At 64.7% G+C, this 18,036-nt stretch carries 16 protein-coding genes; 10 read left to right on the top strand and 6 right to left on the bottom strand.

Going from position 1 to position 18,036, the window contains the following annotated elements:
• Window positions 1-61: 61 nt before the first annotated feature.
• Window positions 62-1,963 carry a PhoX family protein gene (locus ACFORG_RS22080; protein WP_386737755.1) on the bottom strand — a complete coding sequence of 634 codons (1,902 nt, stop codon included), beginning with the start codon at window positions 1,961-1,963 and terminating at the stop codon, window positions 62-64.
• Window positions 1,964-2,152: 189 nt separating this feature from the next.
• Here ACFORG_RS22080 and ACFORG_RS22075 point away from each other — a divergent pair, with 189 nt between their 5' ends.
• From ACFORG_RS22075 to ACFORG_RS22055, 5 genes are all read left to right on the top strand, one after another.
• Window positions 2,153-3,265, top strand: a complete 1,113-nt coding sequence (locus ACFORG_RS22075; RefSeq protein ID WP_386737754.1) for a Ppx/GppA phosphatase family protein — start codon at window positions 2,153-2,155, stop codon at window positions 3,263-3,265.
• Window positions 3,266-3,458: 193 nt separating this feature from the next.
• On the top strand, window positions 3,459-4,106 hold the full coding sequence (locus ACFORG_RS22070) for a MarC family protein (protein WP_386737753.1): 648 nt from the start codon (window positions 3,459-3,461) through the stop codon (window positions 4,104-4,106).
• Window positions 4,107-4,153: 47 nt separating this feature from the next.
• Window positions 4,154-4,693, top strand: a complete 540-nt coding sequence (locus ACFORG_RS22065) for a histidine phosphatase family protein (RefSeq protein ID WP_386737751.1) — start codon at window positions 4,154-4,156, stop codon at window positions 4,691-4,693.
• A 51-nt stretch (window positions 4,694-4,744) separates the two neighbouring features.
• Entirely contained in the window at window positions 4,745-5,446 is a 702-nt protein-coding gene (locus ACFORG_RS22060) for an RlmE family RNA methyltransferase (protein WP_386737750.1), read from the top strand.
• Window positions 5,447-5,498: 52 nt separating this feature from the next.
• A complete protein-coding gene (locus tag ACFORG_RS22055) occupies window positions 5,499-6,476 on the top strand; it encodes an SDR family NAD(P)-dependent oxidoreductase (RefSeq protein ID WP_386737749.1) in 978 nt (325 codons plus the stop codon).
• Here ACFORG_RS22055 and ACFORG_RS22050 read toward each other — a convergent pair.
• Window positions 6,473-6,664, bottom strand: a complete 192-nt coding sequence (locus ACFORG_RS22050) for a hypothetical protein (protein ID WP_386737748.1) — start codon at window positions 6,662-6,664, stop codon at window positions 6,473-6,475. The two genes, ACFORG_RS22055 and ACFORG_RS22050, sit on opposite strands and share 4 nt — an antisense overlap.
• A 92-nt stretch (window positions 6,665-6,756) precedes the next feature.
• Window positions 6,757-7,728, bottom strand: coding sequence for a hypothetical protein (locus tag ACFORG_RS22045; protein ID WP_386737747.1), 972 nt, complete (start codon window positions 7,726-7,728; stop codon window positions 6,757-6,759).
• 289 nt (window positions 7,729-8,017) lie between these two features.
• On the opposite strand from ACFORG_RS22045, the gene ACFORG_RS22040 reads away from it, so the two are divergent.
• Window positions 8,018-9,358 carry a metal-dependent hydrolase family protein gene (locus ACFORG_RS22040; protein ID WP_386737746.1) on the top strand — a complete coding sequence of 447 codons (1,341 nt, stop codon included), beginning with the start codon at window positions 8,018-8,020 and terminating at the stop codon, window positions 9,356-9,358.
• A gap of 6 nt (window positions 9,359-9,364) precedes the next feature.
• Here ACFORG_RS22040 and ACFORG_RS22035 read toward each other — a convergent pair whose 3' ends face one another.
• On the bottom strand, window positions 9,365-11,278 hold the full coding sequence (locus tag ACFORG_RS22035) for a cytochrome c3 family protein (RefSeq protein WP_386737745.1): 1,914 nt from the start codon (window positions 11,276-11,278) through the stop codon (window positions 9,365-9,367).
• A gap of 4 nt (window positions 11,279-11,282) precedes the next feature.
• Complete coding sequence (locus ACFORG_RS22030; RefSeq protein WP_386737744.1) at window positions 11,283-12,149, bottom strand: YihY/virulence factor BrkB family protein; 867 nt, start codon at window positions 12,147-12,149, stop codon at window positions 11,283-11,285.
• A 127-nt stretch (window positions 12,150-12,276) separates the two neighbouring features.
• On the opposite strand from ACFORG_RS22030, the gene ACFORG_RS22025 reads away from it, so the two are divergent.
• Both ACFORG_RS22025 and ACFORG_RS22020 read left to right on the top strand, forming a co-directional pair.
• A complete protein-coding gene (locus tag ACFORG_RS22025; RefSeq protein WP_386737743.1) occupies window positions 12,277-13,386 on the top strand; it encodes an AI-2E family transporter in 1,110 nt (369 codons plus the stop codon).
• A complete protein-coding gene (locus ACFORG_RS22020; protein ID WP_386737742.1) occupies window positions 13,383-14,489 on the top strand; it encodes an acetoin utilization protein AcuC in 1,107 nt (368 codons plus the stop codon). Before ACFORG_RS22025 ends, ACFORG_RS22020 begins: the two co-directional genes overlap by 4 nt.
• Here the strand turns inward: ACFORG_RS22020 and ACFORG_RS22015 are convergent.
• On the bottom strand, window positions 14,486-15,169 hold the full coding sequence (locus tag ACFORG_RS22015; RefSeq protein WP_386737741.1) for a Crp/Fnr family transcriptional regulator: 684 nt from the start codon (window positions 15,167-15,169) through the stop codon (window positions 14,486-14,488). The genes ACFORG_RS22020 and ACFORG_RS22015 overlap by 4 nt on opposite strands.
• 246 nt (window positions 15,170-15,415) lie before the next feature.
• Here ACFORG_RS22015 and ACFORG_RS22010 point away from each other — a divergent pair, with 246 nt between their 5' ends.
• Together ACFORG_RS22010 and ACFORG_RS22005 are read left to right on the top strand one after the other, a co-directional pair.
• Entirely contained in the window at window positions 15,416-16,942 is a 1,527-nt protein-coding gene (locus tag ACFORG_RS22010) for an arylsulfatase (protein WP_386738080.1), read from the top strand.
• A gap of 81 nt (window positions 16,943-17,023) precedes the next feature.
• Entirely contained in the window at window positions 17,024-17,995 is a 972-nt protein-coding gene (locus ACFORG_RS22005; RefSeq protein WP_386737740.1) for an HAD family hydrolase, read from the top strand.
• Window positions 17,996-18,036: the final 41 nt, after the last annotated feature.

Here is an 18,036-nt window from a genome sequence, read left to right as displayed (position 1 = left end):
CGAAAAACCCCGGCGAATTGCTCCGCCGGGGTCAGTAACCGGTCGTTCACGCGGTCAAAGGTCAGCCGACAAGGCCACCATCCTCACGCGTTACGGCGATGATCGCCGAGCGCGGCACGGAAGAGCCGCCTTCGGGCCAGTGGCTGTCGCCCTTTTCGCCCGGGTGCTGGATGCCGACGAACATGGTGCGGCGATCCGGCGACCAGGTCAGGCCGGTAACCTCGCATTCCTTGGGTCCGGTCAGGAACCGGCGGACTTCGCCGGTAACGGGGTCGCCTGCCAGCATCTGGTTGTTGCCATGGCCGGCAAAATCGCCGTCGTTGCCATAGTTGCCATCCGTCTGGATCCAAAGCAGGCCGTTGCTGTCAAAGGCAAGACCATCGGGCGAGTTGAACATGTTCGCCTCGGTGATGTTGTCGGACCCGGCATATGCGTCGGAATGAACGGTCGGGTTGCCTGCCAGCAGGTAGAGATCCCACTCGAACCCGGCGGCGGTGTGATCGCCACCCTGCGGACGCCAGCGCACGATCTGGCCATAGTGGTTCTCGGCGCGCGGGTTGGGGCCCATGGCCGGGGTCTCGTCACCGCCCGCGTTTGGCTTCACACCACGGTTCTTGTTGTTCGTCAGGCAGCAATAAACCTCTGCCATGTTCGGGTTGGCGGCGATCCATTCAGGCCGGTCCATCGTCGTCGCGCCGACTGCAGAGCCTGCCATGCGGCTGTGCACGGCGATCTCTGCCGCGTCGGCCATGCCGGTGGTCTCAGGCGTCAGATCGATCCACTCGCCCGTTCCGTCTTCGCCAAACTTCGCCACGGACAACGTCCCCCTCTCAAGCAGTTCGTCCGTCGGCGCGCCGGGTGCATAAACACCCTCGGACACGAAACGGTAGAGGAACTCGCCACGTTCGTCATCGCCCATGTAGACCACGACGCGACCGTCATTGGCGATGACGACCTCGGCGTTTTCGTGCTTGAAGCGGCCCAGTGCGGTCAACTTGCGCGGGGTCGAGTTCGGATCCGTCGGGTCGATTTCGACGACATAGCCTGCCCGGTTCGGCTCATTGGGGTTCTTGGCGACGTCGAAACGGTTGTCGATCTTGGCCCATCCATAGCCCCAGTCATTGGTGCTGATGCCATAGCGCGACATCTCGGGCGTGATGCTGACGGGCTTCTGGTCCTGGACCGTCTCGCTCGACGAGAAGTAGCCGTTGAAGTTCTCTTCGCAGGCAAGGTACGTGCCCCAGGGCGTGACCCCGTTTCCGCAGTTGTTCCAGGTGCCAAGGGTGCGCGTGCCCGAAGGATCCGCGTCGGTCTTGACCAGATCATGGCCGGCGGCGGGTCCGGTCAGCACCATCTCGGTCTGGGGTGTGATGCGGCGGTTAAAGGGGCTGTCCTTGACGATCTTCCAGGCGCCGTCCTCGCGGGTGATTTCGACCACCGAGACACCATGCGCCATCATGCCCTTGGCGATGTCGTCATCGCTCGCGGCCTTGCCATCGGGGTTGTTGCCCCAGATGATGCCGCGGTTCGTGTATTCGTTGTTCACGACCAGCAGCATGTGGCCCTCGTGCATGAACACGTCCATGCCGTCGGTATTGTCGCCAAAGGCCCGTTCCTGGCTGGCGGCTGAACCGCGGGTGTCATGATCGAACTCGGGCGCATCCGACCACATCGGGTCTCCCCAGCGCACCAGAACCTCGGCCTTGTAGCCCGGAGGAACGATGACGTCGTCGGCGGTCGAGGTGGCGATAGCGTCGAACGCGAAACGGTTCGGAGCGGCCTTGGCGCCCGAGGGCAACACCGTGCCGCCAAGCGCCGCGAAACCGCCAAGGGCCATGACCCCGCCGAGGAAGCCGCGACGCGACAGCGCCTTCTCGACCACGCGGTCGAAATCGCATGTTTCCGGCCGCGGGTTCACGACCTCGTCGAATTCGTCAAAGGAAAGGGTGCGTTCGTCTTTCATGTCTCGCTCCGAAGCTAGCTGGATACTGTACCCGCAGAGGCCGGCTTGGCGCTGTGCGGGGGCCGGAAGGTCGTCGCACGGGATTGTAAAACAACCATGACGAAGAAAGCCAGTTTCGGGTGAAAGCACTTGCACGGGCCGGGTCCCGCGCCTACTCTCGGATCAACTCGAAATCGGAGGGCGTGTGTCATGGCGCCCAAGCGTCCCAAGGGTGCGGGCGCGTTCCCGAAAGCGGTTGAAAGCCCCGCGCCGTCAAGGCCGGATCCTGATGCACTTTATGCGGCACTCGATCTTGGCACAAATAGCTGCCGGATGCTGATCGCCCAACCGAAGGGCAGCGGCATTCACGTGGTCGACAGCTTTTCGAAGTCCGTTCAACTGGGCTCGGGGCTGGAACGGACCGGGCGCCTGTCCCGGTCGTCGATGTCGCGCACCATTCAGGCGCTGCGCATCTGTCAACAGAAAATCAAGCGAAACAAGGTACATAGGATGCGCCTTGTCGCGACAGAGGCGTGTCGTCGGGCGCGTAACGCCCGAGACTTCATCCGCCAGGTCAAGCGTGAGACGGGGTTGACGCTGGAAATCATCGAGCCGGAGGAAGAGGCGCGTTTGGCGGTCATTTCCTGCGCTCCGCTCGTCTCGACCCGGACCGAGCAGTTGCTGGTCGTCGACATAGGTGGCGGGTCGACGGAATTGGTGTGGATCGATCTGTCGTCGGTTCCCCGGCGCGACCGGCCTGCCGCGATCATGCGGTTGCATGCCGGGTTCCACCCGCCCGAAAGCCCGTTTCCCGCGGCCAAGGTCGTGGACTGGATCAGCGTACCGTTGGGTGTCGCAACGCTGCGCGACCAGTTCTCGGATGTCGAGGACGACTCGGCCCGGTTTGCGCTAATGTCTTGGTTTTTCGAAGAAAACCTTGCCGACTTTGCCCCCTACAAAGACGAGCAGCTGCGCGAGGGGTTCCAGATCGTAGGGACATCCGGCACGGTCACGACGGTGGCGGCCTCGCATCTTGGGCTGAAGCGGTATGACCGGACCAAGGTCGACGGGTTGCGCATGACGAGCGATCAGATCGACAAGGTGATCCGGTCTTACCTGGACATGGGACCGCAGGGGCGCAGGCGTGATCCCCGGATCGGCGAGGACCGGCACGCGCTGATCATGTCAGGGGCTGCGATCCTTCAGGCGCTGCTCAGATGTTGGCCGACAGACAGGCTTTCGGTGGCTGACCGGGGGCTGCGGGAGGGGCTGCTCTATGCCCAGATGAGCGCCGATGGCGTGCTGGAGGACGGGCCGTTCTGAGGGTTTTGACCGTTTTGTACATCGCTCGGGGGCGGGTTTGTCCGTTTTGTACATAATGATCCGTTAAGATCCCCTGCCCTTTTCGTCCACTCTTCGGCGCCGACCTGGCGGCGACTTCCGGTTCGCCGGACCGCGTGCTAGGACGCCGCAGACGCCGGGCGCATCCGGGTTGTTGCGGCGGAGAACGCATGTCATGGATTGGGCCCACCTCGTTCGAGAATTCGTGACCCTGCTGGTGGTGATCGACCCGATCGGGACGATCCCGGTCTACCTGTACGCCGTCGCCGGGGTGCCGGCCCGCTTGCACCGCCGGTTTGCCCTGCGGGCCGTCGCGATTGCGGCGGTGGTGCTGCTGCTTTTCCTTGTCGGCGGGCAGGTCGTTCTGGAGACGCTGGGCCTGCGGCTGGGATCGTTCCAGATCGCCGGTGGAATCGTCCTGTTCCTGTTCGCGATGACGATGGTGTTCGGCGAGTCGAAGGCGCAGACCGAGATCGCCGAGGCGCAGCGTGTCGATGATGGCGCGCACCTGTCGGGCGCGGTCTTTCCGCTGGCCATGCCGTCCATTGCATCGCCCGGTGCGATGCTGGCCATCGTGATCCTGACCGACAACAGATCGAACACCTTGGCCGAGCAGGCGCTGACCGCGGGGTTGCTGGTGGGTGTTCTGGCCCTGACGCTGGTCCTGTTGCTGGCGGCATCGCTGATCCATCGGCTGATCGGCGATACGGGGGCGTCGGTCATCTCGCGGGTCATGGGCATCATCCTTGCCACGATCGCTGTGGATTCGGTGCTGGGCGGGTTCGACGCGCTGGGCATACTGGACGTTTCGACCGCCTTTTGATCGCGGCGCGGCTGGACCCGTGGCAAGCGCGATCTAGCTCGCCTGTCATGCGACATCTTCTTGCGACCATCCTGTTATGCCTTGCGGCGCTGGCCCATGCCGACGACTGGGACGCGCTCGACCAACCCGGCGCATTCGCGCTGATGCGCCATGCGCTGGCGCCGGGTACGGGCGATCCTGCGAATTTCGAGATCGGGCGATGCGAGACGCAGCGCAACCTCGATGCACAGGGCCGTGCGCAGGCCGAGACCATCGGCGCGGCGTTCCGTGACAGGGGCATCGCGTTCGATGCCGTCTGGTCCAGCCAGTGGTGCCGGTGCGAGGAGACGGCAGAGCTGTTGGACCTTGGCACCGTCGAGCTTGTGCCGGCCTTCAACTCGTTCTTTGGCAACCGTTCGCGCGGTCCGGCACAAACGCGCGAGGCGCTGGACCTGATCGCGGCGCAGACGGGACGCGTGATGATCGTGACGCACCAGGTGAACATCACGGCGCTGACCGGGGAATTTCCGCGCTCGGGCGAGGTGTTCGTGGTACGACCGGCGGGTGACCGGCTTGACGTGATCGGCAAAATCCTCATATCGCCGTAACCTTGCCCCGCACGAGGGCGCGCGGTATCCAAGGCAAAAGAGGATCGGGCCATGGCCAGGAACACATCAGGGCGCGGACAGCGCGATCTCAAGGTCAAGGTAAAGACCGCGCGGGGCCGCAAGCTGAGCTCGACCCGGTGGCTGGAGCGGCAGTTGAACGACCCCTACGTGAAACGCGCGCAGGCCGAAGGCTATCGCGGGCGCGCGGCGTTCAAGATCCTCGAACTTGACGACAAGTACCGGTTCCTTGTGCCCGGTGCGCGGGTGGTCGACCTGGGATGCGCCCCCGGCGGCTGGTTGCAGGTGGCGGTGAAGCGGGTGAACGCGCTGGGCGAGAAACAGGGCAAGCGCGTGGGCACCGTTCTGGGCGTTGACCTGCAGGAGGTGGAGCACGTTCCCGGGGCCGAGGTGCACCAGCTCGATTTCATGGAGGACGATGCCGACGAGAAGGTGAAGGGCTGGCTGGGCGGCCGGGCCGACGTTGTGATGTCGGACATGGCGGCGGCCTCGTCGGGGCACAAGCAGACCGACCACCTGCGCATCATCGCGCTGTGCGAGACTGCGGCGCATTTCGCCTTTGACGTGCTGGAGCCGGGCGGCACCTTCGTGGCCAAGGTTCTGGCGGGCGGCGCCGAGGGCGATTTGCAGAAGCTGCTGAAGCAGAAGTTCGAGAAGGTGGCGAACGTCAAACCGCCGGCATCGCGATCGGACAGTTCCGAGAAATTCGTGGTCGCGACCGGGTTCCGCGGCTAGGCTCGGCACGGGGCGGCCCTGCCCCATCACGCCGACAGCACAGGAGCGCGCCATGGCGACGGCCGATCAGATTCCGACGAATTCGGGCTTTCACGCCAAGAGTACCGCCGACGAGGTTCTTGCCGGTATCGACCTGACCGGAAAGAAGATCATCGTGACCGGCGGCTATAGCGGTCTTGGGCTGGAGACGGTGCGCAGCCTTGCAGGCCGGGGGGCGTCCGTCCTTGTACCCGTGCGCAGCCCGGAGAAGGCGCGCGAGAGCCTTGCGGGAATCGAGGGCGACGTGAGCACCGCGCCGATGGACCTGGGCGACCTTTCCTCGGTGCGGGCGTTTGCCGCCGGGGTCCGTGACAGCCATTCCCGGCTGGACCTCCTGATCAACAATGCGGGGATCATGGCCTGCCCGCTGGCGCGGGTCGGGCCGGGATGGGAGTCGCAGTTCGGTGTGAACCACATGGGCCATTTCGCGCTGACCAGCGAATTGATGCCTCTGCTGCAAGCCAGCGATGGCGCGCGCGTGGTTGCGCTGTCCTCGACCGGGCACAAGATTTCGGACATCCGCTGGGACGATATCCAGTACGAGCACAGCGATTACGACAAGTGGCAGGCCTATGGGCAGGCCAAGACAGCCAATGCCCTGTTCGCCAACGGCCTGTCGCGGCGGTTGCGTGACAGCGGCGGGCTTGCCTTCTCGGTCCATCCGGGCGGGATCTTTACCCCGCTTCAGCGCCATCTGCCGCAGGAGGAAATGATCGCGCTTGGATGGCTCGATGAAAACGGCGAGCCGTCGGAAATGGCACGGCAAGGCTTCAAAACGCCGGAACAGGGGGCATCGACCACGGTGTGGGCGGCGACCTCGCCCCTGCTGGAGGGCAAGCCGGGCGTCTATTGCGAGAATTGCGACGTTGCCAGCGTCATCGATCCCGACAGCCCCTATGCACGGTTCATGGGCGTGAACCCGCATGCCTGCGACGACGCGGCGGCCGAACGCCTGTGGGAGATCAGCGAAAAGCTCCTCTCGAACGCCTAGCGGCGCGGCATCTGCGGCAGCTTTTGCGGCCGGAAGGAAGCCAGCGCGCGGTCCTGCAAAAGCATCGCGGTGCCAAGGTTGAGACCGGGCCGCCATCGGGTGGCGGCATGCACCCGTTCGGCGGCATGCTGGTGGGCGAGCAGGCGAAACAGGCGGGCGCGGCGGATCGTCGGATCAGGTTGGTGCATCGTGAACTCTCCGGGGCAGCGAAACGGGAGATCATGCGGTTATGCCTGCCGAAGCTGGACAAAGTGAGGCGGAACCGGGGCGGTGATGGGTCTCAGGCCCCTGCCCCCTGTTCGCGCTTGATCGCCTCGTAGATCCTGATCGGGGCGATGCCGATCAGCTCGCTGATCTCCTGCGCCACGGAGATCGCCTCCTGCACCTTGGTCGCAATGGTCAGCGGTGCCTGAACCTTGCCGGAATGCAGCGCCATGACGAAATACCGCTCGCAGGTTTCGTCCTGCAGCAGGTCGCAGAGCCGTTGCAGGATCGGGTGGTTCTCGGCGGGGTGCGCGGCCGGTTGCCTGGCGTCGAAGAAGCGGTCCGTTCCCAAAAGCGGCTCGGACGCTCCGCCATAGGCCGATTTGCGGATCATGTAGCCGACGATCGAGCAGCGCGCCATGATCGACATCTCCATCGAGCAGCCGGACTGGCGCAGCGCCACGGAGAAGGCATTGAGCCCGTCGGTGACCTGGTCTGCCGCGCTGCCCTCGGTCAGGCGGTCCAGCCCACCGGCGTAGAAGCTGCGGTCGATGCCGGTGCGCGCGATGAAGGCGTGCACGAAGGGCATCTCGCTGGAGGACGCGCCGTCGAGCTCATAGGCGATCACGTCGGCGGTTGCGCCGTATTGGCGACAGACGGCGTCGTAGAAACGCGCCGCACAGATCATCAGTGTGCCGTTGAGTGTGGGGCTTTTGGGCTGTTTGCCGAGAAGCGCGATCAGGTTGTCATTGCCAAAGCCGGCCCGGTCCGCGGCCTCGAGCAGCCACAGCGATTGCCTGGCGGTTTCGTTCCCGGCGGCGGCGGCCTTGTACCAGCAATCGGCGGCGACATCGAAATCATAGGGCGAGACCGCACCCATGCCCCAGAGAACCGACAGGTTGTAGGCGGCGGCGGCGTGGCCGGCTTGCATCGCTTCGGAAAAGCTCTGGCTGGCCTCGGCCATTTCCCCGGCTTTCAGGTGGCGCAGCCCCTTGCGATAGGCCTGTTCCGCGGGATCCTTCTTACCAAACAGTGAGATGACCGCCATGAAGACCCCTTTCGAACCGATTGAAAACACGTCCTTTGGCGGTATGCGGACAGCATGGTCCAACTGTGGCGATCACGGGGCGGTTTTGCGGAACGGGGATTTCCGGTGGCCTTGTCGAAGCTTGCGGCGCGCCTGTCCGAACCCTTTCCTTTACACGCGGCCATGCGCGGGATTAGGGTGGTCATACCAGCCGGCTTTCGGAATACGGGAAAACCGGCCATGCCAAATGGGCTCGCCCTGCGCTTGGGCGGCGCTGCTTGACCGTTCCGGACACGCACAGGAGATTTCCATGCACAGGACTGCCCTGCTCTTTTCCGTCTGCGCGGCCATTGCCTCGCCTGTCGCGGCACAGGACAGCTCCGCCGACAGCACGCCCAATGCCGTGCTGATCCGCGGCGCGAGCATCTTTACCGGCTGTTCGCCCGACCTGATCGAGGGTCAGGATGTTTACGTCGCGGGCAACATGATCTCACGTATCGGCACCGACCTGGAGCCGCCCGAGTTTGCGAAGGTGATAGAGGCGGATGGCCATGTGCTGATGCCCGGCCTCATCGACGCGCATTGGCACGGAGTTTACGCGACGGCGACGATCGGCCAGTTGATGACGACCAGCGAAGGGTACTGGAACCTTCTGACGGCGGTTGCGCAGCGCGACACGCTTTATCGTGGGTTCACGACCGTGAGGGACACGGCCGGCCCGATGTTCGACATCGCCCGCGCGACGGATGAAGGCCTGATCGAGGGGCCAAGGGTCTTTCCCTCGGGCCCGGCCATTTCGCAGACATCGGGCCACATGGATTTCCGGATGACACGGGACGTGCCTGCGACGCCCGACAAGCTGAATTCGCTCGAAACCTCGGACATGTTCTATATCGCCGACGGCGTGCCCGAAGTTCTGAAGCGGGTGCGCGAAAACCTGATGCAGGGCGCGACGCAGATCAAGCTGATGGCGGGCGGCGGCGTGACATCGAGCTACGATCCCATCCACACGATGCAATACACCAAGGCCGAACTGGAGGCGGCGGTCGAACAGGCGGAGAACTGGGGCACCTATATCCTGACCCACGCGATCAATGACGAGGCGGTGAACCATTCGCTCGACGCCGGTGTGAAGAGCATCGAGCACGGCCACATGTCGACCCGCGAAACGCTGGAGCGGTTCATCGAAGAGGATGCCTGGCTGAGCATGCAGCCCTTCCTTGACGACGAAGACGCGCCGCAGCTGAACGAGTTCCAGAAGGCCAAGTACAAGTTCGTCACCGACGGGACCGATTTCGTGTACCGCACGGCCAAGGAACTGGGCGTGAAGATCGCCTTTGGCACCGATACCCTGTTCAGCGCGGACCTCGCCAAGCGCCAGGGCGCGCAACTGGCCAAGTTGCAGACCTGGTTCACACCGTTCGAAGCGCTGAAGATGGCCACTTGCGACAATGCCGAGCTGTTGAAACTGTCCGGCCCGCTGACGCCCTACCCGATGGGTGCGCTGGGCGTGATCGAGGAAGGTGCCTATGCCGATCTGATCCTCGTTGACGGCAACCCTTTGGAAAACCTGGACCTTGTGAGCGATCCCGACGGCAATTTCGACGTGATCATGAAAGATGGCGTGATCTACAAGAACACGTTGGACTGACCCGCCTCAGGGCTGCAGGCGGGTCGCCAGGTCGGCAAGACCGGGATGGTCGGGGATGCGGGCCAGCCCTTCGCGCAGGACGCGGCGGGCGGCGTCCGGCCCCTCGGTCACTTCGGCGAGACGGACGAGCATGGGCCATGCCTCGGCGCGTTGGGGATCGAGGGTGACGACCTCGCGGAAGGCGCGTTGCGCCGCCTGAGCGTTGCGCATGGTCAGGGCCATGCCGCCCAGCACGAGATGGGTTTCGGGGAAATCGAGCCGGTTTGCCAGGGCGCGCTGCCATTCGGTCATGGCCTCGGCTGCGATCGCGCGCTGGCTGGGGCTGAGCGCCTGTTGCGGGACGGTCAGGATCTGTTTCGCGGCGGCCTCGCGGACCGAGCGCATCGGGTCCTGCAAAAGCGGCATGAGCCGCGCGATACGTTCGGGCACGGGCGCGGCCGCTTGCAGCGCGGCAACCTGCCCGCGCACCAGCGGGTCGGGATCAGCGGCGAGGTCGGCAGCGGCCTCGACCAGGGCGGGGTCGGCCACGGGTTGCAGCAGAAAGAGCGCGGTGGCCCGCACGATACCCGGCTGATCGGTGTCGGCGGCGAGCAGGCGCAGGTCGGTCGTGGCCAGCTGCGGGTTTTCGCGCCCCGCTGCCAGCACCTGACCGTAATGCGGCCCGCGGTTCCGGCTGTCGGGGAACCATTCGGCGATGCGTTCGGCGGCCCATTCCGGCGTCTCGCCCGTATGACAATCGGTGCAGGCTTCGGGGCTTCCGGTTTCCGCTGCGAGATCGGGGCGCGGGATGCGAAAGGAGTGATCGCGCCGCCCGTCGATGCCCATGTAGGTGCGTTCGATCATGTGGCAGGTCCGGCATTGCGCGCCGTCGCTGTCGGCCGGGTGGTGGTGATGGTCGGGCGTGTCATATTCCTGAAGCGCGAGTGTCGGGAAATCGGGGTTGCCCGCCTCGGAATGGCACTGGGTGCAGATCGCGTTGCCGGTGGCCTTGAGGTCGGGGCTGTGCGGCTCGTGGCAGTTCATGCAGCCAACGCCCTGCGCGTACATCTTCGACTGCAGGAAAGAGCCGTAGACATAGACCTCGTCCAGGATCTGCCCGTCGGCATGGTACTGGCCCGGACGCAGCAGCGCGAGCGTGTAGGCATCGTGGAAGGCCGTGCCGGGCATCGGGTTGCCGTCGAGCATCGCCTCGCGCCGGGAATGGCAGGTGGCGCATTGCTGGATCTCGGCCTCGGTGTCGCCCTTTCCCCATGACATGGTGAAGCCGTATTCGTCGAGATGGTCTGCCGGTGCCTTGCCGGTTGTCCATTCGATATGGGCGGAGCCGGGGCCGTGGCAGGCCTCGCACCCCACCCCGATCTCGACCTGGGTGGAGCGGTAGCGGCGGGTCTGAGGGCCGTAATTCTTCTCATAGCCGGTGGCGTGGCATTCGGCGCAGCGGGCGTTCCAGTTCTTGTAGGGGCCGGTCCAGTGCAGCCCGTCATCGGGCGGCAGGTGCTGGTCGGGATAGAGGTGATACCAGGTCTGCGTTTCGACATCCCACGTGACATCGAAGCTTTGCAGACGACCGGGTTCGGTTTCGAACAGGTATTGCTGCAGCGGCGCGATACCCACGACGGAATGCAGCGGATAGGTGGTGGTCGTGCCGTCATTCTCGGTCACGCGGGCCGAAACCTCATCGCCTTCGCGGGTAAAGGTCACCTCCATCCCGTCATGGGCGAAGGTGGTGCCATCGAAATCCGCCAGCATCGTGTCGGTGCCCGGTTCGGTCCAGGCCAGCGCATGATGCGAGCGCGACCAGTCGGCGGCGGCGTCCTCGTGGCAAGCGGTGCAGCCCTCGGACCCGACATAATCGGGCGTCTGGGCTGCGGTGGTGGAGGCAAACAGGAACAGGGTCAGCCCGAGGGCGCGTGAGAGCATGTGATCAGCCATCCACCGGTTGAGGCGCGCGCACGCCGAGATCCATGAGCGCGCCGTTGTACTCCGCGCCCAGAATGAGGATCACGGCGTAGGAGTAAAGAAAGATCAACGCCGCCATCGCGCCCGCAAGCCCCGCATAGGTTGCCGAGTAGGTGGCGAACTGGCTGATGTAATAGGAGAAGACCCAGCCCCCCGCAGCCCAGAGCGCCAGTGTCAGCAGCACGCCGGGCAGTATCTGCATCAGCGAGTGGCGCCGCGTCGGCAGCAGCAGATGCGACAAAAAGACCAGCGCCACAGGCATCATCACGGCAAAGATCCATTGCAGCCGTTCGATCGATATCCAGTCAGGAGCCTCGCCCGGCAGACGCTCGGTCACGAGATTCGAGTAGAAGGGCAGAACCAGCTCGACCGCGGCGGTGAAAAGGAGCGCGCCACCGCCGGCAAGCACGAGCCCGATGCAGAGCAGGCGCGATTTCCAGAACGGCATGTCATCCTGGTCGTGATAGGCCTGCGTCATGGCGACACGCACCGCATCGACCCCGTTCGAGGCGAAATAGACCGCAAGCAGGCCACCCAGCGTTATGGTCCCGGTGCCCGGCCCGCTGACCACGGCGTTTAGTTCGTCGAGGATGGGGCCCGCGACCTCTTCTGGCCAGGCACCAAAGACCAGCGCGATGACGTCATCCGTCAGGTAATCCTGTGACAGGGCGCCGGCGAGGGCCACGGTGAACAGCATGAACGGGAACAGCGCCAGCATCAGCGACATGGCGACATGGCTGGCCATCACGAAGCCCTGCTTTGCCGAGAACCGTTTCGCGGCGATCAGCAGCGCCTCGACATGGCGGGGAAGGGTCGGATTCGCGCGCGGCATGAATCGAGACTAGACCGGGGCGCGATCCGAACAAAGCCCCGCACGGATCGCAGCAGCGGGGCGTTGCATCCCGCCCCCGTGCCGGTGCAGCATTGCAGGGAACCGAGCAGCGAGGACAGCGCCCCGGATGGATACGCCGCCATCAGTCGACAAGACCGACCAATCCGCCGATCCCGACGGCCTGCCCGGCCGGATCCGTCCGAGCCTTGCCGTGACGCGCGACGTGGCGTTGATCGGTGCGGTGGCGATCTGGGGCCTGTGGGCCGGATCGGGATTCCTGGTGCCGCTGGTGGTCGCGCTGCTTTTGTTCGTGCTGATCATCGCGGTGGCCGACCGGGCGCAGGAGCTGGTACCGATGCCGGGATGGGTCGCGAGCCTGCTGGGCGCGGCGGTCGTGATGGCGGGGCTGTCGCTGGTCTTCTACATCCTTGCCAGCCAGGCCACGAGCTTTGTCCGGGTGACGGCGGGCTACGAGACCGAGATCGACGATGCGATGCACCGTCTGGCCGCGCTGCTGGGCAACGAGTTGGCGGCTTTCCTGCGCGACACGATCGTCGAGATCGACATGGGCGCATTGGCGCGCAGCAGTTTCGGCGGGGTGACGTTTCTGTTCAATTCCTTCATGCTGATCGTGCTTTACATCGGGTTCCTGCTGGCCGAGCGGCTGGCCTTCAGGCACAAGATCGCGATGGCCGCCGCCAGTCCGCTGCTGGGCGCGGAACTGACGATGATGACCGATGCGATCTCGGTCAGTCTGCAGCGCTACGTGGGGGTCAAGACATTCGTCAGCGCCGTCACGGCCGGGATAAGCTATGCCGTGTTCAGGTTCCTGGGGCTGGAGTTTCCCGAGACCTGGGCGGTACTGACCTTTGCGCTGAACTTCATCCCCTCGATCGGGTCGATCATCGCGGTGATCTTTCCCGCGCTGGTGGCGCTGTTGCAGTTCGAGACGCTGACCCCGTTCATCATCATCGTGCTGGGCTGCGGCACGATCCAGTTCGTGATCGGCAATTTCGTCGATCCGGCGATGCTGGGCCGGACGCTGAACATGTCGACCTTCATGGTGATGGTGGCGCTGACCTTCTGGTCGACGCTCTGGGGCGTGATCGGCGCATTTCTGAGCGTGCCGGTAACGGTGTGCATCCTGATCGTGATGAGCCATGTGCCCGGTCTGCGCCCCGTGGCGATCCTGATGAGCCAGGACGGCCGGCTGGAGTCGGGGCCGCCGCGCAGATGAGCGCGCTGTTCATCGGGTCCGAGATCTATCGCGGGTCGAGCTATGGCCGGGCGCATCCGCTGGCCATCCCGCGCGTGCCGACTGTGATCGACCTTGGCCGCGCGCTGGGCTGGCTGCCGCGCGAGGTCTACCGCGTGAGCCCGCGCGCGAAACCCGTCGCGCTGCAGGCGTTTCACACGCCCGACTACGTCGCGGCGTTGCAGGCGGCGGAGGCCGCGCAGGAGGTCAGCCCCGAGGTTCGCGCCCGGCACGGTCTTGGAACCTTGTCGAACCCGGTCTTTGCCGAGATGTATCGCAGGCCCGCGACCGCCGCTGGCGGGTCGATCCTGGGGGCCGAGCTGATCGCGCAGGGCGGGCACGTCTACAATCCCGGCGGCGGTACGCATCACGGGTTCGCAGATCGCGCGGGCGGGTTCTGTTACCTCAACGACCCGGTGCTGGCGATCCTGCGCCTGCGGGCGCTGGGGATGCGGCGCATCGTTTATGTCGACATCGACGCCCACCATTGCGACGGGGTCGAGGCGGCGTTTCACGGCGCCGGGGACGTGCGGCTGATCTCGGTTCACGAGGCGGCGCGCTGGCCCTTTACCGGAGCGCTGGAGGACGAGGCCGGCGGCGCGGCGATCAACCTGCCGGTTCCGCGCGGGCTGAACGATACCGAGTTCGCGATGCTGCTGGAGGAGGTCATCCTGCCGGCGACCGAAGGGTTCCGCCCGGATGCGGTGGTTCTGCAATGCGGGGCGGATGCAGTGACCGAAGATCCGCTGTCCCGGCTAACGCTATCGAATCGCAGTCATTTCGCGACGGTGCGGGCGCTCAAGGCGATCGCGTCCCGCCTGTTGGTGCTGGGCGGGGGCGGGTATAACCCGTGGTCGGTGGCGCGCTGCTGGACCGGGGTCTGGGCAAGCCTTGCGGGTCACGCGATTCCGGATCGCCTGCCGGACGCGGCCCAGCAGGTTCTGCGCAGTTTGCGTTGGTCACGTGCGGCGGGCCGCAACCCGCCGGATCACTGGTTCACCACGATCGAGGACGCGCCGCGCGAGGGCCCGGTGCGCGAGGAAATCCGCGCGATGGTCCGATTGGTGCTGCCCCGGTTGGCTTAGGCTTGGCAGGCGGATAGCAGCCGGGACCGGTCGAGCACACGGATACGGCCATAGCCCTGTTCGACCATGCCGGCCTCGGTCAGGACTCGCAGCTTGCGTTGCAGGGTCGGCAATGAAACCGCGACCATCGCGGCAAGATCTTCCTGGTTGACGTCGAGCCAGCCGCCGGGCGTGTCGAGGCGTTCGTCCAGCATCAGCAGGCGCAGTTCCAGCCGGTGATCGGCATTTGCAACGGCGAGGTTGGCCATCAACCGCAGGGCGAGTTCCATGTTGGAATGGGTCAACGCGTAGAAATCCGCGTAGTAACGTGGCGTCTCGCGGACCATGCGAATGATGTGACCGGCGGGAATGTACAGTGTTTCGGTGTCGCGCAGCGCGGTGACCGTGACCAGCCGGGTCTGGTCGGACAGCATGGCCAGATCACCGATCCAGAAGCCCGCACCGTCATGATGGGCGGTGAATTCCTCGCCATTGTCCGCCGGGATCGAAACCGCAACCGCGCCACTGAGAACCCCAAAAAGCCCCAACGCCGGGTCGCCGTAATGGTACAGCGTATCGCCCTTGTCGAAGCGGCGCGGCTGCGCGCCTGCAAGCAGCGCCCCGCGAAAGTCTGACGGCCGTTCGGACAGCCAGCCGCGCGTTTCCAGCAAGCCGCCGCCGATGGGTTTGGAAAGAGCCATGTTTTTGGACCAATCAAATCATCTGATACGTTCTTATACCGGAAGGGTTGTACGCTCCACCCCATCCGATGCCACACTGTCCGAGTCTCGGGATGGTTGTGCTGCCGGTCACATAGTTGAACTGCGCTCTGCCGGTGAGCGGCGGGTGCCGAATTGATTTCAGGGAGGTATAAAGTGTTCTCCACAACCAACTCGAAACAGGGGCTTTCCGGCTTCGCGCGGCTTGCCGCCGCGGGTGCCACGCTTCTGACGCTTGCAGGCGCGGCCTGGGCGCAGGACGCGGAAAAGCCCAACATCCTGGTGATCTGGGGCGACGATGTCGGCCAGTCCAACATCTCGGCCTATACGATGGGCCTGATGGGCTACGAGACGCCGAATATCGACCGGATCGCCGAAGAAGGCATGATCTTTACCGATTACTATGGCGAGCAGTCCTGTACCGCGGGCCGGTCGTCTTTCATCATGGGACAGTCGGTGTTCCGCACCGGCCTGTCCAAGGTCGGTCTGCCCGGCGCCGAGGAAGGCATGCAGGTCGAGGACCCGACCATTGCCGGAATGCTCAAGGCCGAAGGCTATGCCACTGGCCAGTTCGGCAAGAATCACCTGGGCGACCGGGATGAACACCTGCCGACCAATCACGGCTTCGACGAGTTCTTTGGCAACCTTTATCACCTGAACGCCGAGGAAGAGCCCGAGAACGAGGATTACCCGGCAAGCCCCGAATTCCGCGAGCAGTTCGGCCCGCGCGGCGTTATCAAGTCGAGCGCGGATGGCGAGATCGAGGATACCGGCCCGCTGACAAAGAAGCGCATGGAAACGGTGGACGAGGAAACCGTCGCCGCGGCCATCGACTTCATCAAGCGCAAGGAAGAGGAAGGCGTTCCTTGGTTCGTGTGGTGGTCGGGCACCCGGATGCATTTCCGCACCCATGTGAAGGACGAGATGCGCCAGCGTGCCGACGAGATCGCCGGTCGTCACGTTGACGAATACTCGGCCGGCATGATCGAGCACGACATGCATATCGGCGAGTTCCTGGCCGTTCTCGACGAGCTGGGCATCGCGGACAACACCATCGTGTTCTACTCGACCGATAACGGCCCGCACATGAACACCTGGCCCGATGCGGCCATGACGCCGTTCTGGGGTGAGAAGAACACCCAGTGGGAAGGCGCGTGGCGGGTTCCGGCGATGGTGCGCTGGCCCGGCAAGATCGCAGAAGAAACCGTGTCGAACGAGATCGTGCATCACATGGACTGGTTCCCGACCTTTCTGGCGGCGGCTGGCAACGAGACGGTCAAGGAAGACCTGATGGCGGGCCTGACCAACGAGGCGATGGGCCGCGACTACAAGGTGCATCTGGACGGCTACAACATCCTGCCGATGCTGACCGGCGAGACCGACCAGAGCGGGCGTGACGAGATCTTCTACTTTACCGATGACGGCGACCTTGCCGCGCTTCGGTTCCGCGACTGGAAGATCACCTTCCTCGAGCAGAAGGCCTGGGGCACGTTCCGGGCATGGATGGAGCCGCTGACGCCGTTGCGCGTTCCGCTGATCACCAACCTGCGCCGCGACCCCTATGAGCGCGCCTATCGCACGTCGAACACCTATTACGACTGGATGCTCGACCGTGCCTACATGCTGGTGCCCGCGCAGGCCTATGTGGGGCAGTTCCTGGAGACCTTCCAGGAGTTCCCGCCACGGCAGGAGGCGGCCTCGTTCAGCCTGGACAAGGTGATGGAGCAGCTGACCAACCCGCCGGGCACGCCGTAACGCGGCCTGCCTGAGCCTTTGCGAAATTCAGGGGCGGGGTCCGGTTCGGGTCCCGCCCTTCTTGTTACAGCGGAGTAGACCATGAGACTTGTTGCACTTGCCGCCGGGCTGATGACCGCCCTGCCCGCCCTTGCCGATGACCTGCCGTCGTGGCGCGATACCGAGGCCAAGGCGCGGATCATCGAATTCGTCGAGACCGTGACCGATCCGGACAACGCCGATTATGTCACCCCGGCCAGACGGGTCGCGGTGTTCGACAATGACGGCACGCTGTGGGCGGAACAGCCCGTCTATTTCCAGCTGCTGTTCGCGCTGGACAGGCTGGAACAGATGGCCGAGGCGGACCCGTCGATCGCGAACACCGCCGCGTTGCAGGCCGCGGCCGCGCGCGACATGCAAACCCTGATGGAGGGCGGCGAAGAGGCCCTGATCGAGGTGGTGAACGCCACCCATACGGGAATGACTGTCGAGGCGTTCCAGGATGCCGTCGCCGACTGGCTGAAGGTCGCGCGCCACCCCGACACGGGCCTGCCCTTTGACCGGATGACCTATCAGCCGATGGTGGAGTTGCTGCGCTATCTGCGCGACGAGGGATTCACCACGTACATCGTCTCGGGTGGCGGTTTGCATTTCATGCGCGTTTTCGCCGAGGAGGCGTATGGAATACCTCCGAACCAGGTGCTGGGCACCTACGGCGAGACCGAGTACCGGATGGGCGAGGCCGCGCCGGAGATCGTCAAGACGACCGGGCTGTCCTTTCTGGACGACAAGGCCGGCAAGCCGGTCAATATCGAGCGCGTCCTGGGCCGCCGTCCGATCCTGGCGGGCGGAAACTCGGACGGCGATTTCCAGATGATCGAATGGACGACTGCCGGCGATGGTGCGCGGCTGGGGCTGATCGTGCATCACACGGATGCCGAACGGGAATATGCCTATGACCGCGAGAGCCATGTCGGGCGGCTGGTCGACGGGCTGGACAAGGGTCCGGACATGGGCTGGCTGATCGTGGACATGGCCAAGGACTGGGAGCGCATCTATACAGGTCAGAAGTGATACCGATGGAGGCAGGTAATGGGCATGTGGACCTTTCTGGT

The organism is Lutimaribacter marinistellae (genome assembly GCF_042648365.1).
Taxonomy (GTDB): Bacteria; Pseudomonadota; Alphaproteobacteria; order Rhodobacterales; family Rhodobacteraceae; genus Lutimaribacter_A; species Lutimaribacter_A marinistellae.
The sequence above is the reverse complement of the archived record's forward strand: the minus strand, read 5'-3'. Positions and strand labels throughout refer to the sequence as shown.